The sequence below is a fragment of the Microbacterium aurum genome (assembly GCF_016907815.1).
Taxonomy (GTDB): domain Bacteria; phylum Actinomycetota; class Actinomycetes; order Actinomycetales; family Microbacteriaceae; genus Microbacterium; species Microbacterium aurum.
Genome location: NZ_JAFBCQ010000001.1, coordinates 2,802,832 through 2,824,558, shown reverse-complemented (window position 1 = coordinate 2,824,558; position 21,727 = coordinate 2,802,832). Strand labels below are relative to the sequence as shown.

General features: G+C 71.4%; 23 protein-coding genes. 18 read left to right on the top strand and 5 right to left on the bottom strand.

Going from position 1 to position 21,727, the window contains the following annotated elements; all coding sequences use genetic code 11:
• The first annotated feature begins 31 nt into the window (after positions 1-31).
• The 3 genes from miaB (at position 32) to dapF (ending at position 3,471) form a co-directional block, all read left to right on the top strand.
• The gene (gene miaB, locus JOD60_RS13915; protein ID WP_076691233.1) at positions 32-1,585 is read left to right on the top strand and encodes a tRNA (N6-isopentenyl adenosine(37)-C2)-methylthiotransferase MiaB; all 1,554 of its coding nucleotides are present in this window, start codon (positions 32-34) and stop codon (positions 1,583-1,585) included.
• Positions 1,582-2,499, top strand: a complete 918-nt coding sequence (gene miaA / locus JOD60_RS13910; RefSeq protein WP_076691232.1) for a tRNA (adenosine(37)-N6)-dimethylallyltransferase MiaA — start codon at positions 1,582-1,584, stop codon at positions 2,497-2,499. Before miaB ends, miaA begins: the two co-directional genes overlap by 4 nt.
• Before the next feature lie 105 nt (positions 2,500-2,604).
• Positions 2,605-3,471: a diaminopimelate epimerase gene (gene dapF, locus JOD60_RS13905; RefSeq protein WP_076691231.1), complete on the top strand. Its 867-nt coding sequence runs from the start codon at positions 2,605-2,607 to the stop codon at positions 3,469-3,471.
• Positions 3,472-3,527: 56 nt separating this feature from the next.
• Here dapF and JOD60_RS13900 read toward each other — a convergent pair whose 3' ends face one another.
• On the bottom strand, positions 3,528-4,163 hold the full coding sequence (locus JOD60_RS13900; RefSeq protein ID WP_076691230.1) for a class I SAM-dependent methyltransferase: 636 nt from the start codon (positions 4,161-4,163) through the stop codon (positions 3,528-3,530).
• A 95-nt stretch (positions 4,164-4,258) separates the two neighbouring features.
• Between JOD60_RS13900 and hflX the strand changes: the two genes are divergently transcribed.
• A complete protein-coding gene (hflX, locus tag JOD60_RS13895) occupies positions 4,259-5,782 on the top strand; it encodes a GTPase HflX (protein WP_076691229.1) in 1,524 nt (507 codons plus the stop codon).
• Between the two features lie 31 nt (positions 5,783-5,813).
• Here hflX and JOD60_RS13890 read toward each other — a convergent pair whose 3' ends face one another.
• Positions 5,814-7,802, bottom strand: a complete 1,989-nt coding sequence (locus JOD60_RS13890) for a S9 family peptidase (protein ID WP_076691228.1) — start codon at positions 7,800-7,802, stop codon at positions 5,814-5,816.
• A 165-nt stretch (positions 7,803-7,967) separates the two neighbouring features.
• Here JOD60_RS13890 and JOD60_RS13885 point away from each other — a divergent pair, with 165 nt between their 5' ends.
• Both JOD60_RS13885 and metE read left to right on the top strand, forming a co-directional pair.
• Complete coding sequence (locus JOD60_RS13885) at positions 7,968-9,005, top strand: methylenetetrahydrofolate reductase (RefSeq protein WP_076691227.1); 1,038 nt, start codon at positions 7,968-7,970, stop codon at positions 9,003-9,005.
• Positions 9,002-11,329 (top strand): 5-methyltetrahydropteroyltriglutamate--homocysteine S-methyltransferase, encoded by a 2,328-nt coding sequence (gene metE, locus JOD60_RS13880; protein WP_076691226.1) that lies wholly within the window; start codon positions 9,002-9,004, stop codon positions 11,327-11,329. The genes JOD60_RS13885 and metE overlap by 4 nt, the downstream gene beginning before the upstream one ends.
• A 48-nt stretch (positions 11,330-11,377) precedes the next feature.
• Here metE and JOD60_RS17055 read toward each other — a convergent pair whose 3' ends face one another.
• Both JOD60_RS17055 and lexA read right to left on the bottom strand, forming a co-directional pair.
• A complete protein-coding gene (locus tag JOD60_RS17055) occupies positions 11,378-11,512 on the bottom strand; it encodes a hypothetical protein (RefSeq protein ID WP_269746934.1) in 135 nt (44 codons plus the stop codon).
• 129 nt (positions 11,513-11,641) lie between these two features.
• On the bottom strand, positions 11,642-12,307 hold the full coding sequence (gene lexA / locus JOD60_RS13875; RefSeq protein WP_076691225.1) for a transcriptional repressor LexA: 666 nt from the start codon (positions 12,305-12,307) through the stop codon (positions 11,642-11,644).
• A gap of 277 nt (positions 12,308-12,584) precedes the next feature.
• On the opposite strand from lexA, the gene JOD60_RS13870 reads away from it, so the two are divergent.
• From JOD60_RS13870 to JOD60_RS13845, 6 genes are all read left to right on the top strand, one after another.
• Positions 12,585-12,965, top strand: a complete 381-nt coding sequence (locus JOD60_RS13870) for a LysM peptidoglycan-binding domain-containing protein (RefSeq protein WP_076691224.1) — start codon at positions 12,585-12,587, stop codon at positions 12,963-12,965.
• 13 nt (positions 12,966-12,978) lie between these two features.
• Positions 12,979-14,097 carry a histidinol-phosphate transaminase gene (locus JOD60_RS13865; RefSeq protein WP_076691223.1) on the top strand — a complete coding sequence of 373 codons (1,119 nt, stop codon included), beginning with the start codon at positions 12,979-12,981 and terminating at the stop codon, positions 14,095-14,097.
• A 59-nt stretch (positions 14,098-14,156) separates the two neighbouring features.
• Positions 14,157-14,768 carry an imidazoleglycerol-phosphate dehydratase HisB gene (hisB, locus tag JOD60_RS13860; RefSeq protein WP_076691222.1) on the top strand — a complete coding sequence of 204 codons (612 nt, stop codon included), beginning with the start codon at positions 14,157-14,159 and terminating at the stop codon, positions 14,766-14,768.
• Complete coding sequence (gene hisH, locus JOD60_RS13855) at positions 14,765-15,421, top strand: imidazole glycerol phosphate synthase subunit HisH (RefSeq protein ID WP_076691221.1); 657 nt, start codon at positions 14,765-14,767, stop codon at positions 15,419-15,421. The genes hisB and hisH overlap by 4 nt, the downstream gene beginning before the upstream one ends.
• Before the next feature lie 65 nt (positions 15,422-15,486).
• Positions 15,487-16,233 (top strand): bifunctional 1-(5-phosphoribosyl)-5-((5-phosphoribosylamino)methylideneamino)imidazole-4-carboxamide isomerase/phosphoribosylanthranilate isomerase PriA, encoded by a 747-nt coding sequence (gene priA / locus JOD60_RS13850; RefSeq protein WP_076691220.1) that lies wholly within the window; start codon positions 15,487-15,489, stop codon positions 16,231-16,233.
• A complete protein-coding gene (locus tag JOD60_RS13845) occupies positions 16,217-17,002 on the top strand; it encodes an SseB family protein (protein WP_076691219.1) in 786 nt (261 codons plus the stop codon). Before priA ends, JOD60_RS13845 begins: the two co-directional genes overlap by 17 nt.
• A 21-nt stretch (positions 17,003-17,023) precedes the next feature.
• Here JOD60_RS13845 and JOD60_RS13840 read toward each other — a convergent pair whose 3' ends face one another.
• A complete protein-coding gene (locus JOD60_RS13840; protein ID WP_076691218.1) occupies positions 17,024-17,419 on the bottom strand; it encodes a DUF1844 domain-containing protein in 396 nt (131 codons plus the stop codon).
• 231 nt (positions 17,420-17,650) lie between these two features.
• On the opposite strand from JOD60_RS13840, the gene infC reads away from it, so the two are divergent.
• From infC to JOD60_RS13810, 6 genes are all read left to right on the top strand, one after another.
• Positions 17,651-18,307, top strand: coding sequence for a translation initiation factor IF-3 (infC, locus tag JOD60_RS13835; RefSeq protein WP_076691217.1), 657 nt, complete (start codon positions 17,651-17,653; stop codon positions 18,305-18,307).
• A 58-nt stretch (positions 18,308-18,365) separates the two neighbouring features.
• Positions 18,366-18,560, top strand: coding sequence for a 50S ribosomal protein L35 (gene rpmI / locus JOD60_RS13830; protein ID WP_005048908.1), 195 nt, complete (start codon positions 18,366-18,368; stop codon positions 18,558-18,560).
• A gap of 30 nt (positions 18,561-18,590) precedes the next feature.
• Positions 18,591-18,971, top strand: coding sequence for a 50S ribosomal protein L20 (gene rplT / locus JOD60_RS13825; RefSeq protein WP_076691216.1), 381 nt, complete (start codon positions 18,591-18,593; stop codon positions 18,969-18,971).
• A gap of 69 nt (positions 18,972-19,040) precedes the next feature.
• Entirely contained in the window at positions 19,041-19,841 is an 801-nt protein-coding gene (locus JOD60_RS13820; RefSeq protein WP_076691215.1) for a TrmH family RNA methyltransferase, read from the top strand.
• Positions 19,842-19,928: 87 nt separating this feature from the next.
• A complete protein-coding gene (locus JOD60_RS13815) occupies positions 19,929-20,717 on the top strand; it encodes an amino acid ABC transporter ATP-binding protein (RefSeq protein WP_076691214.1) in 789 nt (262 codons plus the stop codon).
• A gap of 71 nt (positions 20,718-20,788) precedes the next feature.
• A complete protein-coding gene (locus JOD60_RS13810) occupies positions 20,789-21,658 on the top strand; it encodes a glutamate ABC transporter substrate-binding protein (protein ID WP_076691213.1) in 870 nt (289 codons plus the stop codon).
• The last annotated feature ends 69 nt before the right edge of the window (positions 21,659-21,727 follow it).

Here is a 21,727-nt window from a genome sequence, read left to right as displayed (position 1 = left end):
CCCCGGGGCCGGCTCGTAGAATAGGCGCATCATGACCTCTCCGTCCGCCGCACCCACGCTGATCGCGCCCTCGCGCGCCGCCGTCACCGCCGACGGCCGTGCCCGCACCTACGAGGTGCGCACGTTCGGCTGCCAGATGAACGTCCACGACTCCGAGCGCCTCGCCGGGTCCCTGGAGAGTGCCGGATACGTCCGGGCGGATGCCGGCGTCGAGGCCGACGTCGTCGTCATCAACACGTGCGCCGTGCGCGATAACGCCGCCGGCAAACTCTATGGCACGCTCGGCCACCTCAAGAGCCGCAAGGACAAGCACGAAGGCATGCAGATCGCCGTCGGCGGCTGCATGGCGCAGATGGACAAGGAGGCCGTGCAGCAGAAGGCCCCGTGGGTCGACGTCGTCTTCGGCACCCACAACATGGGGTCGCTGCCGGGCCTTCTCGAGCGCGCACGGCACAACGGCGATGCGGAGCTGGAGATCCTCGAATCCCTCGAAGTGTTCCCCAGCACCCTTCCCACCAAGCGCGACTCCGTCTACAGCGGCTGGGTGTCGATCTCGGTCGGCTGCAACAACACCTGCACGTTCTGCATCGTCCCGCACCTGCGCGGCAAGGAGAAGGACCGGCGGCCGGGTGACATCCTGAACGAGATCCGCCTGCTCGTCGACGACGGGGCCATCGAGGTGACCCTCCTCGGTCAGAACGTCAACAGTTACGGGGTCGAGTTCGGCGACCGTCAGGCCTTCGGCAAGCTGCTGCGCGCCGCGGGGGAGATCCCGGGCCTCGAGCGCATCCGCTTCACGAGCCCCCACCCCGCCGCCTTCACCGACGACGTCATCGACGCGATGGCTGAGACACCTGCCGTCATGCCGCAGCTGCACATGCCGTTGCAGTCCGGCTCCGACCGCATCCTCAAGGCGATGCGCCGCTCGTACCGCAGCGAGCGGTTCCTCGGCATCCTCGACCGGGTGCGCGCACGCATCCCGCACGCGGCGATCTCCACCGACATCATCGTGGGATTCCCCGGCGAGACCGACGAGGACTTCGAGGACACTCTGCGCGTCGTCGAGCAGGCCCGGTTCGCGAGCGCCTTCACCTTCCAGTACTCGATCCGCGAGGGCACGCCGGCGGCAACCATGCCCGACCAGGTGCCGAAGGCCGTCGTGCAGGAGCGCTACGAGCGGCTGGTCGCCCTGCAGGACCGCATCAGCCTGGAGGAGAACCAGAAGCAGGTCGGTCGACGCATCGACGTGCTCGTCTCCACCGGGGAGGGGAAGAAGGATGCCGAGACGCACCGCCTCACCGGGCGCGCCGAAGACAACCGCCTCGTGCACTTCGAACTGCCCGCCGGCAGCGCCGTGCCGCGCCCCGGCGACATCGTCTCGGTGGCGGTGAGCCACGCCGCGCCGTTCCACCTGCTGGCCGACAGTCCCGACGGGGCGCCGCTGCAGATCCGCCGTACCCGCGCCGGTGACGCCTGGGATCGCACGCAGGCCGAATCCTGCGGAGTGCCGACCCCGGCCGTCTCGCTGACGGCGGACGGCCGTCGCGCGGTCGGCCTCGGCATTCCGACGCTGCGCCCGGCGTGAACTCAGCCCGGCTGTGGGCCGTCGTCGGCGCCACCGGCACCGGCAAGACCGACCTGTCGCTGCGTCTGGCCGCCGCCCTCGCAGAGCGCGGCCGGCCCGCCGAGATCGTGAACGCCGACGCGATGCAGCTGTACCGCGGCATGGACATCGGGACGGCGAAGCTTCCCGTCGCCGAGCGCCGCGGCATCCCGCACCACCTGTTCAACGTGCTCGAGGTGACCGACGAGGCGGCCGTCGCCTGGTATCAGGATGCCGCCCGCACCGCGATCGGTGAGATCCACGCGCGCGGCGGCGACGCGATCCTCGTCGGAGGCTCCGGACTGTACGTGTCGAGCGTCGTCTACGACTTCCGCTTCCCGCCGCACGACGACGCGGTGCGTGCCGAGCTGGAGGCCGACCTCGCCCGCGAGGGCGCCGACGCGCTGTACGCGCGCCTGCAGCGGCTCGACCCGGTCACGGCGGCGCGGATCGATCCCCGCAACGGGCGTCGCGTCGTGCGGGCGCTCGAGGTCGTCGCGCAGGGCGCCGACACGCACGGCGCCGCGCTGCCCGACGAGCCCACACTGTGGCATCCGGCGACGACGCTCATCGGCGTCGAGGTGGAGCGCGCCTCACTCGTCGAACGCCTCGACCGGCGGGTCGAGGACATGTGGCGGGCCGGCCTTCTCGACGAGGTGACGCGGCTGCGCGAGCGCGGACTGGAGCGCGGCGTGACGGCGAGCCGGGCCATCGGGTACGCGCAGGCGCTCGCTGAGCTTCGCGGCGACCTCAGCCGTGACGAGGCGATCGCGCAGACACAGGCGCTGACGCGCCGCTACGCGCGTCGCCAGGTGTCGTGGTTCCGGCGTTACCCGGGCATCCGGTGGGTGGGGCCGGGGGTGGATGCCGGGGCGATGGCAGACTCGGTGGGATGAGTTCGTCGGCGCGGTGATGGCCACGCTTCGAGCCGTTCGAGGTCTGGAACACCGGCAAGCGCCTCATCGCGGACTGAGCCGGACCCGCGGAACTAGACTGGGCGGATGCCGCAGACCATCGCGTTCACCAAGGGCCATGGCACGGGCAACGACTTCGTCATCGTCCCCGACGACGACGGCGCGATCGACCTGAGCGATGCGCAGGTCGCGGCGCTGTGCGACCGCCGGTTCGGGATCGGCGGCGATGGCATCCTGCGCGTCGTGCGCTCGGGCGCCCTGCCGGAAGGCGCCGCCACCCCCGATGCGGAGTGGTTCATGGACTACCGCAATGCCGACGGGTCGGCCGCCGAGATGTGCGGCAACGGCATCCGGGTCTACGCGAAGTATCTCGTCGAGACCGGTCGCGCGACGATCGACGACGAGCCGCTGCGGATCGGCACCCGCGCCGGCACGAAGACGCTCACCCGCAGCGAGCTCGGGTTCGAAGTCGACCTCGGCCTGTTCGCGGTCGCGCCGGACGAGGTCGTCGTCCGCGCCCGCGGCCTCGATGTCGCCCGCCCCGGGCAGGGGATCGACGTCGGCAACCCCCACGTCGTGGTGGCGCTCTCCAGCGTCGCCGAACTCGATGACCTCGACCTCACGGTGCAGCCGCAGCTGCATCCGCTGCCCGCCGCCGGCGCCAACATCGAGTTCGTCGTCCCGGCGGAGCCTCTCGTACAGGCGGGCGTCGGCACGATCCGCATGCGCGTCTTCGAGCGCGGCGTGGGGGAGACCCTGTCCTGTGGCACGGGGGTCGCGGCATCCGCCCTCGCCGTGCGGCACTGGGCGGGCGCCGGCGCGCCGGATCGCTGGAGCGTCGAGGTGCCGGGCGGAACGCTGGGCGTCCGCGTCGCCAGGGGTGCGGACGGCGATCACGTGCTGCTGTCGGGCCCCGCGGCACTCGTGTTCTCCGGCGAGGTCGCGCTCGCCTGACCGCGCTCGTCTGACCGCGCCGCCGCGGCGCGCGACCGGACGCGGGTTTCGGCGCGCTATGCGGGTGTCGGGTCGGCGGGCGCGTCGTGGCGACGCACCTTGAGCACGCGGAATCCGCGGCCGGTGGCGGCGCGGGCGACCGAATAGCCGTCGTCGAACGTCGCGGCGAGCCACCGCTGCAGCGAGTCGGAGCCGAGATTGCGCTGCACCACGAGCCACGCGTCGCCGCGCTCGTCCAGGCGAGGGATCCACCGCTCGAGCAGGCCGTGCAGTTCCTGCTTGCCGACGCGGATGGGTGGATTGGAGCGGATGCTGCGCAGCCGCACGCTGTCGGGAACATCGTCGGGCAGCACGGCGTTGATGTTGTCGACGCCCCATTCGGCGGCGTTGCGGCGCACGAGGTCCAGCGCTCGCTCGTTCACATCCACGGCCCACACCGTCGCGTGCGGCGACTGCACGGCGAGGCTCAGCGCGATGGGGCCCCATCCGCAGCCGAGATCCAGCAGATGACCGCCCGGCGGCGGCGGAGGCGTGTTCGCGAGCAGCACGGCAGTGCCGGTGTCGACGTGATCGGGGCTGAACACCCCGCCCGCGGTCGTGACCTCACCGCTGCGGCCACCGAGGGTCACCCGGATGCGACGGAGGTTCTCGGCGCTGGACGGGGAGGCGCTGAAGTAGTGGTCGCTCCCCATGGATGCGAGCGTACCGGAGCCGCCGGGTCGCGTGTTCGCGGCCCCGCCGCCACCGGCCACAGCGGATAGACTGCAAGGCTGACCGGAAGGATTTCATGACAGACACCACCGACACCGACATGCGTGACGCCGACGACACGCCCGTCGACCCGGTCGACCGGGTGCTCGCGCGCGCCGAGGCGCGGTCGGGCGTGCATGTCTTCGGAGCCGCTCAGGCGCTGCAGGATGCCGCCACGGTCGCCTACGGCGACACGGACGGCGACCAGTGGGATCGCGAGGAGCGCGCGGCGCTGCGACGCGTTCCGGGGCTGTCCACCGAGCTCGAGGACGTCACCGAGGTCGAGTACCGGCAGCTGCGGCTGGAGAACGTCGTGCTCGTGGGCGTCTACCCGCAGGGTTCGCACGAGGACGCCGAGAACTCGCTGCGCGAGCTCGCCGCGCTCGCCGAGACCGCCGGCGCCGTCGTGCTCGACGGCGTGCTGCAGCGGCGCCCGCACCCCGACCCCGCCACCTACATCGGCCGCGGCAAGGCCGCCGAGCTGCGGGACCTCGTCGCCGCCGTGGGCGCCGACACCGTCATCGCCGACACCGAGCTCGCCCCCAGCCAGCGACGTGCGCTGGAGGACGTCGTCAAGGTCAAGGTGATCGACCGGACCACCGTCATCCTCGACATCTTCAGTCAGCACGCCAAGAGCCGCGAGGGCAAGGCCCAAGTCGAGCTCGCCCAGCTCGAATACCTGCTGCCGCGCCTGCGCGGCTGGGGTGAGTCGATGAGCCGTCAGGCCGGTGGACAGGTCGGCGCCGGCGGCGCCGGTATGGGCTCGCGCGGACCCGGTGAGACGAAGATCGAGCTGGACCGTCGCCGCATCCGCACCAAGATGGCGCAGCTGCGCAAGCAGCTGCGTGACTTCGCGCCCGCCCGTGAGGCCAAGCGCAGCGAGCGCAAGCGCAACACGATCCCGTCGGTCGCGATCGCCGGCTACACCAACGCGGGAAAGTCGAGCCTGCTCAACCGGCTGACCAGCGCCGGCGTGCTCGTCGAGAACGCGCTGTTCGCGACGCTCGACGCGACGGTGCGCCGCGCCGAGGCCGCCGACGGACGCGTGTACACGCTCACCGATACCGTCGGCTTCGTCCGCAACCTGCCGCACCAGCTGGTGGAAGCGTTCCGCTCCACCCTGGAGGAGGTCGGCGACGCCGACGTTCTCGTCCACGTGGTCGACGGATCGCACCCCGATCCGGCCGCGCAGCTGGCGACGGTCCGCGACGTCATGGGCGACGTGGGGGCACGGTCGACGCGCGAGATCGTCGTGTTCAACAAGGCCGATCTCGTCGACGACGACACCCGACTGGTGCTGCGCGGACTCGAGCCCGGTGCGCTGTTCGTGTCGTCTCGCACCGGTGAGGGCATCGAACAGCTGCGGGCCGCGATCGAGGCGGCGCTGCCGTTGCCGGCGGTCGAGGTGCGCGCACTCGTGCCGTACGACCGCGGCGACCTCATCAACGCGATGCACGAGAGCGCGCACATCGTCTCGACCAGCCACGAAGAAGGCGGCACCGCCGTGCACGCGCACGTCTCCGAGCGCCTGGCCGCCGAGCTCGCCCCGTACGCCGTCTGACGCGACCGGCAAGAGGCCGCAAAGGCGGTGCTCAGGTCAGCGTGACCGGAGGGATGCCGGGGGTCTCGAACCCGAAGACCTGTCCCACGAAGGCGAGTTCGGTCTCCAGAGCGTGCACGATCGTCTCGGCACGCCGGAAGCCGTGGCCCTCGCCCTCGTAGCGGACGTAGGCGTGCGGCACGCCGTGCGCGGCGAGCGCGTCGCGGATGGCCTCGGCCTGCGACGGCGGGACGACGGGGTCGTCGGAGCCCTGCAGCAGGAGCACCGGCACGTCGAACCCCTCGATGTGGGTCAGCGGCGACCGCTCCCGGTAGACCTCCTCGGCCTCGGGCAGCGGGCCGATGAGACCGTCGAGGTAGTGCGCCTCGAAGCCGTGGGATGCCGCGGCCAGCGCACGGGCGTCGCCGACGCCGTAGCGGGAGATCCCGGCGGCGAACACATCGGTGCGGGCGAGCGCCGCGAGCACGGTCCAGCCGCCCGCCGAGCCGCCCTTGATCGCGAGGCGGGCGGGATCGGCGGCTCCGGTCGCCGCGAGGCCGGATGCCGCGGCGGCGACGTCCGCGACATCCACCACGCCCCACTGCCCGCGGAGCCGCTCGCGATAGGCGCGCCCGTATCCGGTCGAGCCGCCGTAGTTCACCTCCAGGACGCCGATGCCGCGGCTCGTGAAGAACAGCACGCGGCTGTCGGCGACGCCCGTCGCGCGCCCGGTGGGACCGCCGTGGACGAGCACGAGGTACGGCGGGCGCTCGCCGTCCGCGCCCCGCACCTCCGGGCTTGCCGGGGGATGGACGAAGGCGTGCACGTCGCCGGAAGACCCGGACACCGTCAGCGGCGCCGTGCGCGGCAGCCACGCGCGGTCGATCCCCAGGGACGCGCCGACGACCTGTCGGGCGGTCCCGGCATCCGCGTCGATGAGCCAGATGCCCGTCGTCTCGGGCGCCGTCCCCGAGACGAGCGCCTGGTGACCGCGCACCGCCTCGATGAGGAGGTCCCCGGTCGCCGGCAGCGCGACGGGGCTCACGTCGCCTGTGGGACCGATGAGCACGAGGCGGTCGGAGCCGTCGCTGCGGACGGCGAGGATCCGTCCGCCGTCGAGGACGCCGTACCAGCGCATGCCCAGCGACCACAGCGGTCCGCCGGTGTCCGCGTCGGCGGGCGCGAGAGGGATCGGCGGGATGCCGGCATCCGCGCTCACCTGCCACGGGTTCCAGAAACCGGTGGTGTCGTCGAGGAACACGAGGGTGCGCTCGTCACGCCACTCCGGCTGCAGGACCGCGCCGGAGCCGCCCGCGACGTCGACGGGGGCGGCGGGGGTGTCACCGTCGATCCGGGCGATGCGCAGCCGGCTGTGATCCCACGGCATGTCGGGGTCGTCCCACCCGATCCACGCCAGCAGCGCGCCGTCGGGAGACAGGGTCGGCTGGGCGACGAAATCGGTTCCCGTCGCAAGCGTCCGCACGTCGCCGGTCGCGACGTCGATCGCCACGATCGCACGCGTCGCGGCGTCGGTCCCGGCCGCCGCCGTCACGTCGCCGGCCGCGTCGGCACCGGTGGCGCGTTCGCGCACCGCGAGGAGGGTGCCCGCACCCCAGCGGAGGCCGCCGTAGCGGTGGGCAGGGTCCGCCGTGAGTGGCTGCGGCGCGCCGCCGGGGAGCAGCCGCCAGACCTGCTGGTCGCTCTTCTCGACGAAGAACAGGCGGCCGTCGTCCGTCGCGGCCCACGCGCCGCCGCCGTAGTCGTGCACCGTCGACCGGGCGCTCCACGGGGTCGGCAGCACGGTCTCGATCGCGGTTGCCGTCGCCGTCAGCGCGCGGCGGAACACCGCGGTGCGGCCGCCCTCGGCGGGGACCGACTGCCCCCACCAGATCTCGTCGCCGACGAAGGCCGCGCCCTCCAGCCGCGGCGACGCCGCCGAGGCCCACTCCGCCGTCAGCGGCGACGGCCAGCTGCCGTAGGGGAGGGTCGGGAGCGCGGAGGTCTCGGACGTCTCGGGGCGGTCGGGGTGCGCAGCGGTCATCCGGCCACGCTACCGGCGAGATGACATCTGCCGTCATACAGCGCGCGCGGCCATCGCACGCCCCTACAGTGGACGCATCGACGCCCGCAGCTGCGGGCACGCGCCCGGCACCGACCGGGCAGGAGCGACAGCCGAGCCCGGCACCCGCCCGCGACGAGCGCACGTGTGCGCGCATCCGCGGCCGACCGGCTGACCGACCCTGACCCGAGAGCGACGATGACCCGCGCGACGATGTTCCTCCCCGAGACGTCCCCCGACACTCCGGTGCCGGCCGACGCCGCCGCGCCGTTCTCGTTCGAGATCTACCCGCCGCGCACCGCCGCGGGCCTTCCCGCCCTCTATGAGACCATCCGGGTGCTCGCCGACGCCGGGCCGCGGTTCATCTCGGTGACCTTCGGCGCGGGCGGCTCGACGACCGACCGGTCCCTCGCGGTGCTCACCCACATCCTCCGCGAGACCGCCGTGCCGCCCGTCGCTCACCTGACCTGCGTCGGCAGCACCTACGCCGACGCGACGGCGGTCATCCGCGAGTTCCTCGACGCCGGGATCACGCGTTTCCTCGCCTTACGGGGGGATCCGCCGGCCGGTACCGCCGAGGAGGACATCTATCTCGGCGACCTCGAGTCGGCCGCACAGCTGGTGCAGCTCATCGACCGGGTGCAGGCGGAGTGCTCGCCGTACCGCGAGCAGGAGATCCCCGGGGTGCCCGGCGCCGCGCGGGTGCAGCCGGCGTCCCGCGTCGAGATCGCCGTGGCCGCATTCCCGAACGGGCATCCGCGCTCGCGTCACCGTTTCGAGGACATCGATGCGCTGCTGGCGAAGCAGGCCGCGGGCGCCACGTCGGCGATCACGCAGCTGTTCTTCCACGCCGATGAGTACCTCGCCTTCGTCGAGCGTGCCCGCGCCGCGGGGGTGCGCATCCCGATCGTCCCCGGCATCATGCCGATCACCTCCCCGGCGCGTCTGCGTCGCGTGCTGGAACTCACCGGTGATCCGCGGCCGGACGACCTCGGGGAGGCGCTGGAGACGGCGACGGAGGCCGCGGCGCAGCGCGCCGTCGGCATCGCCCACGCGGCGGATCTCGCCCGTGCCGTCCTGGACGGCGGCGCGCCCGGCATCCATCTGTACGCCTTCAACAACCACGAGACCGTACTGGCGGTGCTGCGCGCCGCCGGCCTCATCGAACAGGAGACCCTCGCATGACCGCTCCCGCCTTCCCCGCCGGCACCATCCTCGGCTACCCCCGCATCGGACGGCGCCGGGAGCTCAAGCGTGCCCTCGAGCAGCACTGGGCCGGGGAGATCGATGAGGCCGAGCTCGACCGCGTCACGACCGAGCTGCGCCGCGCGACGCGGGAGCGCCTCGCCACCCTCGGGCTCGGCCGCGGCGACTCGGCGATTCCGGAGTCGTTCTCCTTCTACGACCAGGTGCTCGACGCCGCCCTCACCGTCGGCGCGCTGCCGGAGCGGTTCGGCGCGCTGCGGGCTGCCGACGGGTCGATTCCGCTGGCGGCATACTTCGCGGCGGCGCGCGGTCTCGGTGAGGCTGCGCCGCTGGAGATGACCAAATGGTTCGACACGAACTACCACTACCTCGTCCCCGAGATCGGCCCCGAGACCGACTTCCGGCTCTCCAGCGATCGGTTCGCCCGGCAGGTCGCCGAGGCGCGCGCCGACGGCGTGACGGTGCGGCCCGTGATCGTCGGCCCGGTCACCCTGCTCGCGCTGGCGAAGTCCTCCGACGCGGCTCCCGCAGGGTTCGCGCCGCTCGACCGGCTCGATGACCTGCTGGCGGTGTACGCCGACCTGCTCGGGGCACTCCGCCGGGCGGGCGCCGAATGGGTGCAGCTCGACGAGCACGCCCTCGTGAGCGAGAGCCTTGATGTGGATGCCGCCTCTCTCGCCGCCGCGGCCGCGCGTGCCTACGCCGTGCTCGGGGCGGCGACGGAGCGCCCCGCCATCCTCGTCGCCGCCGGCTACGGTCCGCTCACACCTGAGGCATGGCGCGCGCTCGGCGCAGCGCCGGTCGAGGCGCTCGCGATCGACCTGCACCGCGGTGGCGTCCCGACGGCGGTACCGGGGCTGGCTGGCAAGACGCTCGTCGGCGGTGTGATCGACGGTCGCAACATCTGGCGCGGCGACCTGGGTGCCGCAGCCGAGCGCCTGGCCTCGCTGGCCGGTCTCGGCGCGGCGGGCGTCGCGGCCGGGACGTCCACATCGCTGCAGCACGTGCCGCACGACGTCGCCGACGAGACCGCGCTGGATGCGCGTCTGGCATCCTGGCTCGCGTTCGCCGACCAGAAGGTCGCGCAGGTCGTCACGCTCGCCCGTGGACTCACCGATGGGCCCGCGGCGATCGCGGCCGACATCGCCGACGCCGCGGCCGCGCTCGCCGACCGTCGCAGCGCGCCGGGCGTGCGGGACGGGGCGGTGCGGAGCCGTGCCGCCGCGCTGACGCCGGCCGACGCGGAGCGCGGCGACCTCGAGCTGCGGGCCGCCGCGCAGGAGTCGCTGGGGCTTCCCGTCCTGCCGACCACGACGATCGGCTCCTTCCCGCAGACGGGCGACATCCGCCGCGCCCGCGCCGCGCACGGCCGCGGCGAGCTCACCGCTGCTGAGTACGCGCAGTTCCTGCGTGACGAGATCGCGCGGGTGATCGCGCTGCAGGAAGACCTCGGGCTGGACGTGCTCGTGCACGGCGAGGCGGAGCGCAACGACATGGTGCAGTACTTCGCCGAGCACCTCGACGGCTTCGCCGTGACGCAGCACGGCTGGGTGCAGTCATACGGGTCGCGGGCCACGCGCCCGTCGATCCTGTGGGGCGACGTCGCACGGCCGGCGCCGATCACGGTCGACTGGGCGCGCTTCGCGCAGTCCCTGTCGGACAAGCACGTCAAGGGGATGCTGACCGGCCCCGTCACGATCCTGGCGTGGTCGTTCGTCCGCGACGACCAGCCGCTCGCCGACACGGCGAACCAGGTCGCGCTCGCCCTTCGGGATGAGATCGCGGACCTCGAAGACGCCGGCATCCGGATCATCCAGGTCGACGAGCCCGCCCTCCGTGAGCTGCTGCCGCTGCGCCGCGCCGATCAGGCGTCGTACCTCGACTGGTCGGTGCGCGCCTTCCGCATCGCGACGGCGGGGGCGGCAGCGCCGACGCAGATCCACACTCATCTCTGCTACTCGGAGTTCGGTGTCGTCATCGAGGCGATCGCCGCGCTGGATGCCGACGTCACCTCGATCGAGGCGGCGCGCAGCCGTGGTGAGGTGATCGGCGACATCGCCGCGTCGGGATTCGCGGCGGGCATCGGTCCCGGCGTCTACGACATCCACTCCCCGCGCGTGCCGAGCAGCGCTGAGATCGAGTCCCTGCTGCGTCGCGCCGCCGCTGAACTGCCGCTGCGGCAGGTGTGGGTCAACCCCGACTGCGGCCTGAAGACGCGGGGGTACGACGAGACGGTGGCGTCGCTGCGGAACCTCGTGACAGCCGCGGACCGGGTGCGCGGCGAGTTGCAGCCCATCGGCTGAGTCTCACCACCCGGCGGCAGTGGGCGTGGCGTCTCACCGGACAGCGTCTCACCGCACCGTGGTCGCCGCGTCCGCCACCACGGCGAGGACCGCGGCGGTGTGCGCCGTCTGCCCGGACAGCTGCGCGTAGACGACGGCAAGCCCGGTGGGGGACAGGTCGAGATCGGTCGCGACGCTTCCCATGGCGGCGGAGCCGATCGCGACGCCCACCGCGAGCGAGCCCGCTCCGATGAGCAGGGCCAGGCCGGCGCCGTGGCGCGCGCACGGCCCGCGGCAGGCGGAGTGCTCCGGACCTCAGCCTCGACGGGTGACTCAGACGGCGCGGAGCACGGCGACGACCTTGCCGAGCACGACGGCGTCGTCGCCGAGGATCGGCTCGAACGCACTGTTGCGGGGGAGGAGCCAGGTGTGACCGTCGCGCTGGCGGAAGGTCTTCACGGTCGCCTCGCCGTCGAGCATGGCGGCGACGATGTCGCCGTTGTCGGCGTTCGGCTGCGAACGCACCACGACCCAGTCGCCGTCGCAGATGGCCGCGTCGATCATCGACTCTCCGCTGACCTTCAGCATGAACAGGTCGCCCTTGCCCACGAGCTGGCGGGGAAGCGGGAAGATCTCCTCGACCTGCTGGTCGGCGGTGATGGGGACGCCGGCGGCGATGCGTCCGACGAGCGGAACGAGCGCCGCGTCGCCGAGGGCCGGCGTCATGTCGGCGGGGTTCTCGGCTGCCGAGCCCGGCAGGTCGATGAGGACCTCCATCGCGCGCGTCTTGCCGGCGTCGCGGCGCAGGTAGCCGCTCAGCTCGAGCTGATTCAGCTGGTGGGTGACGCTGGAGAGCGACTTCAGTCCGACGGCGTCGCCGATCTCGCGCATGCTGGGCGGATAGCCGTGCCGCGCGATGGAGGCCTGGATCACCTCGAGGATCTTCAGCTGCTTGTCGCTCAGGCTCTTGCGTCGGCGGGTCTGAGGCTTGTCGGCCATGTCGCGCGCTCCTTCGATCGCGGCCTCCGGAAGGCGTCGCCTTCGAATGTCGGAGGTTGGTGATGGGGTCATCTTGTCGAAACCGTATCCGGTTCCGGAGGTCTCCGCTCGCAGCGCCACGCGTGTCGCGTTCGATCCATCTCCGATCCGGGGAGGGCTTGACAATCAGATTATATCGAAGATAGCTTCGGTACAGAGATTCGCATCCGACTCTCCCGGCCGAGAGTCGGGTGCGAATCTCTGACATCCGCAGGCATCCGTCCTTGAGGAGGAACCCATGACCACGATCGACATCCTCGGCGCTTCGCCCCGCCGCGCCGTGCTCGGCGCCGCACCCGCGACGCGACTGCGGCTGACGCGTCGCGGTCGCCGGGTCCTGGCCTTCCTCGCATCGGTGCCGGCGATCGTCGCCCTCAGCATCGCGATCATCTCCGGCGGTGGCGCACTCGCCACGTCCGACAGCGGCGCAGGCGCCGCACTCGAGAAGGTCACCGTCATGCCCGGCGACACCCTGTGGTCGATCGCCGAGAGCGTCGCGCCGCAGGCGGACCCGCGCGACGTCGTCGATGCGATCATGCGGCTGAACGCCCTGCCGTCGGGCAGCCTCGACGCCGGCGAGACCATCGCGATCCCGCTGGAGTACAGCGCCGCACGCTGACCCGCCCTCTACGATGGTCAGGGTGAGCGCCCGTCTCGAAGACCTCCCCAACTCGCTGGAGAACCTCCTCCGTCCCGACCTCCGCGGTCTCACGCCGTACGGTGCACCGCAGGCGCCGCTGCCGGTCGCGCTGAACGTCAACGAGAACACCCACCCCGTCCCAGAGGAGGTCGCCGACGACATCCTCGACGGCATCGCGCGCGCGCTGCGCGAGGTCAACCGCTACCCGGACCGCGAGTTCACCGCGCTACGCGAGGGCTTCGCCGATTACCTCGGTCACGGTCTTGCCCCCGATCAGATCTGGGCGGCCAATGGTTCCAACGAGGTGCTGCAGCACCTGCTGCAGGCGTTCGCCGGCCCGGGACGCACCGCGTTCGGGTTCGCCCCGACCTACTCCATGTATCCGCTGCTGACCCGTGCGACCGGCGCATCGTACGTGTCCGGCACGCGCGGGGTGGACTACACGCTCGCCCCCGAGGACGCCGCCGCGCAGGTCGCGCAGGCTCGGCCCGACGTCGTGTTCCTGTGCGCGCCGAACAATCCGACCGGCACCCCGCTCGGGCTCGACGTCATCGAAGCGGTGTACGACGCGACCGACGGCATCGTGATCGTCGACGAGGCGTACCAGGAGTTCGCGCCCCGCGACTCCCGCTCGGCCCTGACGCTATTGCCGGGCCGGGAGCGGCTCGTCGTCTCGCGCACGATGAGCAAGGCGTTCGCTTTCGCCGGCGCGCGCGTGGGCTACCTCGCCGCCGACCCCGCCGTGATCGACGCCCTGCGCCTCGTCCGCCTGCCCTACCACCTCAGCGCGCTCACTCAGGCGGCCGCTGTCGCGGCACTGCGTCACGCGCCGGCCATGCTCGCGATGGTCGACGACATCGTCGCGCAGCGCGATCGCATCTCCGCGACGCTCGCCGCGCTGGGCTACACGCCCTACGAGAGCTGGACGAACTTCGTGCTGTTCTCCGGTGTCGCCGACCCTGCGGCGACCTGGCACGCGCTGTACGACCGGGGCGTGCTGATCCGCGATGTCGGCATCGCGCACAGCCTGCGGGTCACGGCCGGCACTGAAGCGGAGTCGACAGCGTTCCTCGACGCGCTCGCGTCGATCGGCGACGCCGGCCGCGCGTAGCCCGCGTCGCGGCATCCGGCCGACGTCGGCGCGGCGCACGGCGCCGATAGACTCGCGGCATGAGCACTCCTGCGTCCCGGACGGCGGCGATCCGCCGCGCGACGAGCGAATCGACGGTCGAACTCGAGCTCGACCTCGACGGCACCGGTCAGAGCCACATCGACACCACGGTGCCGTTCTTCGACCACCTGCTGACGGCGTTCGCGAAGCACTCGCTGACCGATCTCACGGTGCGCGCCTCCGGCGACACCGACATCGACGCCCACCACACCGTCGAGGACGTCGCGATCGTGCTGGGACAGGCGATCCGTCAGGCGCTGGGGGACAAGAGTGGCATCTCGCGCTACGGCGACGCGCTCGTGCCGCTGGACGAGGCGCTGGCGCAGGCCGTCGTCGACATCAGCGGGCGCCCCTATCTCGTGCACACCGGCGAGCCCGTCGGCTACGAGCACCACCTCATCGGCGGCCACTTCACCGGATCGCTCGTGCGGCACACGTTCGAGGCGCTGGCCTTCAACGGCGGCCTCACGGTCCACGTCACGGTGCTCGGCGGTCGCGATCCGCACCACATCGCCGAGGCCGAGTACAAGGCGTTCGCGCGGGCGTTCCGGCAGGCGAAGGCGCTCGACCCGCTGGTGCAGGGCGTTCCCAGCACGAAGGGCGCGCTGTGACCGACGCCGCGACGCGGCCCCTCGTCGCGGTGCTGGACTACGGGTCGGGCAACGTCCACTCCGCCGTCAAGGCGCTCGCGGCGGCCGGCGCGGACGCCCGGCTGACGGCGGATCGGGGACTGATCCAGGATGCCGCGGGTCTCGTCGTCCCCGGCGTGGGTGCGTTCCGCGCCGTCATGGAGGCGCTGCGGGCGAGCCGCGGCGACGAGGCGATCGAACGGCGGCTGGCCGGCGGGCGTCCGGTCCTCGGGATCTGCGTCGGCATGCAGGTGCTGTTCGAGCACGGGGTCGAGCGCGGTGAGGAGACCGAGGGGCTCGGCGAATGGCCCGGCGCGGTCACCGAGCTCGATGCGCCCGTGCTGCCGCACATGGGGTGGAACACCGTCCGGGCGGGGGAGGGCTCGGTGCTGTTCGACGGCATCGCCGACGAGCGCTTCTACTTCGTGCACTCCTACGGCGCCCAGCACTGGTCGCTCGAGGTCATGCGGCCGTTCCGCGAGCCGGTGCTGACCTGGTGCGATTACGGTACGCCGTTCCTGGCGGCCGTCGAGAACGGACCGCTGTCGGCGACGCAGTTCCATCCCGAGAAGAGCGGTGCCGCCGGCATCCGCCTGCTCGGCAACTGGATCTCGGCGTTGCCGTCGGCCGGGTAGTCTCTCTCCTTGTCTTGCATTCACCGCACCCGCACACGCGGGGAGATGACCCACCCACTGGAGCCATGAACGATTTCGCGTCGACCCCCGAACTGATCCTGTTGCCTGCTGTCGACGTCGCCGACGGAAAGGCGGTGCGGCTGACGCAGGGTGAGGCCGGCACCGAGACGAGCTACGGCGACCCCGTCGAGGCGGCGCTGACCTGGGCCCGTGACGGCGCGCAGTGGGTGCACCTCGTCGACCTCGACGCCGCGTTCGGTCGCGGCAGCAACGCGGCGGTACTGCGCAAGGTCATCAAGCAGCTCAAGGGCGTGCAGGTGGAGCTGTCCGGCGGCATCCGCGACGACGCGACGCTGGAGGCGGCGTTGGAGTCCGGGGCCGCGCGCATCAACCTCGGCACCGCCGCGCTGGAGAACCCGGAATGGGCCGCCGACGTCATCGGCCGCTACGGCGACGCCATCGCCGTCGGGCTCGATGTGCGCGGCACGACGCTGGCCGCCCGCGGCTGGACCCGCGACGGCGGCGACCTGTGGCAGGTGCTGGCGCGCCTGGAGGATGCCGGATGCAGCCGTTACGTCGTCACCGACGTCACCAAGGACGGCACGCTGAAGGGCCCGAACCTCGACCTGCTGCGCGAAGTGACCTCACGCACCGTGAAGCCTGTCGTCGCCTCCGGCGGCATCTCCAACCTCGACGACATCGCGGCGCTGCGCGAGCTCGTCCCGCTCGGTGTGGAGGGCGCCATCGTGGGCAAGGCTCTCTACGCCGGAGCGTTCACGCTGGCTGAGGCGCTGGATGTCGCCGCAGGCTGAGCACCCCGCCGACTCGGCCGGAGTCCCCTGGGAGGGGCGTTCGTTCGAGCCGAATCCCCATTCCGGCGACGACGGCTCGGCCGACCCGGCGCTGCTGGCGGCACTGACCGCGTTCCACGCCGGCCAGGGCGACGCCGTCGCCGTGGTCGAGGCCTACCGCACGGCGCGGCTGCTGATCCCGCTCGTGGCGGAGACGGGGAGCGCCGGCCAGGCGCTCGAACCGGAGGTCGGACCGTACGGGCTGCCGGTCGACAAGACGCAGGAGCTGTCGATCGTGACCGTGGCCGCTCCCGACGGGCGCAAGGTCCTGCCGGTGTTCACCTCGGTGACCGCGATGGCGGCGTGGGACCCGAAGGCGCGGCCAGTGCCCGCCGACGGTGTGCGCACGGCGCTGTCGGCCGCGGCCGATGACACCGATCTGATCGTCATCGACCCGGCATCCGCCACGGAGTTCGTGTTGCGCCGTCCCGCGGTCTGGGCGATCGGGCAGGGTCATCCCTGGGAGCCGGCGCACGCCTCGCCGGAGGTCTTCGCGGGGCTGCAGGAATCGATCGGCGGTGAGCTGGGCGTGCTCGATCTGTCCGTCGCGGCCGGCGACCCGCACGCGCGCCTGCGCGGCCCGGAGCTCGTCGTGCGGCTGCATCTGATCGACGGGCTCGATCAGGGCGAGCTCGACGCGGTCCTGCAGCGGCTCGCCGCTCGCTGGGCGGCCGACGACCGCATCGCCGTGCTCGTCGACTCGCTCACGGTCAAACTCGTCCGCGCCTGACCCCAGACCCGCTCCGCGGGGTCAGGTGACCGGCCCGGTCCACTTCTCGCCGGGACCCTTGCCGATCGCGTCCGGGATGACGGAGGCCTCACGGAAGGCCAGCTGCAGCGAGCGCAGGCCGTCGCGGAGGGACCGCGCGTGCATGTCGCTGATCTCGGGAGCGCCGGCGGTGATGAGCCCGGCGAGGGCGTTGATGAGCTTGCGCGCCTCATCCAGATCGAGCTGCGTGTCGGGGTCGTCGGCGAGTCCCGTCTTCACGGCGGCGGCGCTCATGAGGTGCACGGCGGCGGTCGTGATCACCTCGACAGCGGGGACGTCGGCGATGTCGCGGCTGGCCGCCGCGGCGGCGCGCTCCTGCTCCTCCCAGCGGGCCAGGCGCTCGGCGTCGTGCGGGTCGGGGGCGTCGATCGTGTCCACGTGCTGCTCTCTGCTAGACTGAGCGGGCGCCGGAGTGTTCTGCTCCGGATCGAAAGAGGATCACATCCCACCCGCGCTTGCCGCTCCAGGCTACCGGGTCACGCACTCCGCCCCGCTCGTCGGGGTAGCCACGCCGGTCTGCGGCGGGGATCAGGGTGCAGACGAAGCCGACGTGCGCGTCGTGCGGGGTGGACGTGAGACTCTTCCGCCCGAGACACCTCCCGTGTCCCGGTGGCACCCACCCGTACGACTAAGGAGTTCCGCATCAGCGATCCCCGCACCAACGACCGCATCCGCGTCCCCGAGGTCCGCCTCGTCGGGCCGAACGGTGAGCAGGTCGGTGTCGTCCGCATCGAGGCCGCACTGCGCCTCGCTCAGGAAGCAGACCTCGACCTGGTCGAGGTCGCCCCCAACTCGAAGCCTCCCGTGGTCAAGATCATGGACTACGGCAAGTTCAAGTACGAGGCTGCCCAGAAGGCCAAGGAAGCGCGACGCAATCAGGCCAACACGGTCCTCAAGGAGGTCCGTTTCCGCCTGAAGATCGAGGCGCACGACTACACGACGAAGCTCAAGCGCGCCGAGGGCTTCCTGCAGGCGGGCGACAAGGTCAAGGCCATGATCCTCTTCCGCGGCCGTGAGCAGTCCCGGCCCGAGCAGGGTGTGCGCCTGCTCCGCAAGTTCGCGGAGGATGTCGCCGAGTTCGGCACCGTGGAGTCCAACCCCACGATCGACGGCCGCAACATGGTGATGGTGATCGCACCGCACAAGAACAAGTCCGAGGTCAAGACCGAGCAGAACGCGCAGCGTGCTGCCAACAAGGAGGCGGCGCGCCAGGCGAAGACCGTCACCGCGGACGCCCCCGCCGCCGACGACGCCGCTGCCGAATAGCAGCGTCACCGGCACCACAGACTCCCGCCCCGCGGGAACCACAACGAAGGATAGAGACATGCCGAAGCAGAAGACCCACTCGGGTGCCAAGAAGCGCTTCAAGGTCACCGGTAGCGGAAAGATCAAGAAGCAGCAGGCGAACCTCCGCCACAACTTCGAGGGCAAGCCGACCAAGCGCACCCGCCGCCTGTCGGCCGACAAGATCCTGGCTCCCGGCGACGCCAAGGTCGCCAAGAAGCTCCTCGGCATCTGAGCGCCGACGCAACGTTAGGAAGTAGAAGAAATGGCTAGAGTCAAGCGGGCTGTCAACGCCCACAAGAAGCGTCGCGTCATCCTCGAGCGCGCCTCCGGTTACCGCGGACAGCGTTCGCGCCTGTACCGCAAGGCGAAGGAGCAGGTCACCCACTCGCTCGTCTACGCGTACCGCGACCGTCGCAAGCGCAAGGGCGACTTCCGCCGCCTGTGGATCCAGCGCATCAACGCCGCCAGCCGCGCGAACGGCCTGACGTACAACCGTTTCATCCAGGGTCTCGGCCTTGCGGGTGTGCAGGTCGACCGTCGCATGCTCGCCGAGCTCGCCGTGAACGAGCCCAAGACGTTCGCGTCGCTCGTCGAGACGGCCAAGAACGCTCTGCCCGCGGACGTCAACGCGCCCAAGGCGTAAGCACCGCAGCAGCACACGGCAAAGGGTGTCCTCCATTCGGGGGACACCCTTTCTCCGTAGGATGAGAGCGTGCTCGAGAACCCGCGTTCCCCCCGCGTGCGCGCCGTCGCCAAGCTGACCAAGCGCAGCGCCCGGCAGGAGACCGGTCTGTTCCTCCTCGAGGGCCCCCAGGCCGCTCGGGAGGCCCTGGCGTTCCGCCCGGACACCCTCGTCGAGGTGTTCGCGACGCCCTCGGCGATGGAGCGCCACCAGGACATCCGCGACGGGGCGAAGGATGCCGGGGTCGAGATCGTCCTCACCACCGAAGCGGTCCTGGACGCCATGGCCGACACGGTCACCCCGCAGGGCATCGTCGCCGTCGCGCGGCAGTCGCCGACGTCCCTGCGGGACGTCTTCGCCGCCGGGCCCCGCCTCGTCGCGATCTGCGAGGAGGTGCGCGACCCCGGCAACCTCGGCACGATCATCCGCGCCGCCGATGCCGCCGGGGCGGACGCCGTCGTCCTCACGGGGCGCACCGTCGACCCCTACAACCCCAAGGTCGTCCGCGCGACGACCGGGTCGCTGTTCCACCTGCCGATCGCGGTCGGCCTCGAGCTGTCCACCGTGGTCGAGCGGGCGCACGAGGCGGGCCTTCGTGTCATCGCCGCAGATGTCGGCGGCGACGACTTCCTCGCCCGGCGCGACCTGCTCGCCGAACCCACTGCGTGGCTGTTCGGCAACGAGGCGCGCGGCCTCGACGAGTCGTCGCGGGGCCTGGCGGATCTCGCGCTGCGCCTGCCGATCTACGGACGCGCGGAGTCCCTGAACCTCGCGACGGCGGCGAGCGTCTGCCTGTACGAGACGGCCTTCGCGCAACGCGCCGGCTCCTGAGGCGGACATGTTCCGACCGGGTTACGACTCGGTCAAGATCTGTGGAGAACGTCGGTCGGCCACGGGGGTACTGCCTAGGCTGGCCCCATGGCGACCCCGAACTCTGCCCCTGCGACCTCGAACATCAGCGTGCGCCGCGGGGAGCCCCTCGTTCGGATCGAGCACGTCGACAAGCATTTCGGCGACCTCCACGTGCTCAAAGACATCAACACCGTCGTGAACCGTGGTGAGGTCGTCGTCGTGATCGGCCCCTCCGGATCGGGGAAGTCGACGCTCTGCCGAGCCATCAACCGTCTCGAGACGATCGACTCCGGCTCGATCAGTATCGACGGGGTGCCGCTGCCCGAGGAGGGGCGGGCACTCGCCGAGCTGCGTGCCGACGTCGGCATGGTGTTCCAGTCGTTCAATCTGTTCGCCCACAAGACCGTGCTCGAGAACGTCACGCTCGGCCCCATTAAGGTGCGGAGGGTCTCGAAGAAGGATGCCGAGGCGAAGGCGCTGGCACTCCTCGATCGCGTCGGTGTGGCCAACCAGGCCCACAAGATGCCCAACCAGCTCTCCGGCGGTCAGCAGCAGCGCGTGGCCATCGCCCGCTCCCTGGCGATGGACCCGAAGCTCATTCTGATGGACGAGCCGACGAGCGCCCTCGATCCCGAGATGATCAACGAGGTGCTCGATGTCATGGTCGGCCTCGCCCAGGACGGCATGACCATGATCGTGGTCACCCACGAGATGGGCTTCGCCCGGAAGGCGGCCGATCGCGTCCTGTTCATGGCCGACGGAGCCATCGTCGAAGAGGCCGTGCCGGAGAAGTTCTTCACCGCTCCGGAGAGCACGCGCGCGAAGGACTTCCTCTCGAAGATCCTCGCGCACTGACACCAGACCCGGCTGCCTGGCGGCCGTGACCGAGGCCCCTCGGGGTCGAACACACAGCAAAGGAACATGACATGAAGCGAATGCGAATTCCTCTGATCGCGCTTGCCGCCGCCGGCGCGCTGGCTCTCTCGGCGTGCGCGGGCGGCTCGACGCCTGCCGCCACCGACAGCGCCACTCCGGAACCGGACGTGAGCTTCGAGGCGGGCACGACGATGGCCGCGCTGAACGAGGCCGGGGAGATCACCATCGGAACGAAGTTCGACCAGCCGTTGTTCGGTCTCGTCGGCCCCGACGGAAAGCCCGAAGGCTTCGACGTCGAGATCGGCAAGCTGATCGCCAGCGAACTGGGCATCGCCGAAGACAAGATCACGTGGAAGGAGGCGGTCTCGGCCAACCGCGAGCCCTTCATCCAGAACGGCGAAGTCGATCTGGTCATCGCGACCTACACGATCAACGACAAGCGCAAGGAGGTCGTGTCCTTCGCCGGTCCGTATTACATGGCCGGGCAGTCGATCCTGGTGCTCGCCGACAACGACGACATCAAGAGCGAGAAGGACCTCGTGGGCAAGCCCGTGTGCTCCGTCACCGGGTCGACCCCGGCCGCGAAGCTCGCCGAGCTCGGCGCCGAGCCGGTGCTCACCGACACCTACTCGAACTGCCTCGAGCCGCTGCGCCAGGGCAACGTGGTCGCCGTCTCGACCGACAACGTCATCCTCGCCGGCCTCGCCGCGCAGAACGAGGGCGAGTTCAAGGTCGTCGGCAAGCCCTTCACGCAGGAGCCCTACGGCATCGGCCTGAAGCTCGATGACACCGACTTCCGCATGTGGATCAACGACACCCTCGAGAAGATCTACGCAGATGGTCGCTACGAGGAGGCCTGGAACAAGACCGCCGGCACCGTGCTCGACTTCGTCGAGCCGCCCGCCGTCGACCGCTACTGATTGGACGGATGCCCCGGCCGCTCTCCGGCCGGGGCATCCCGGTCTCTGCTGAAATCTACGAGAGGAACG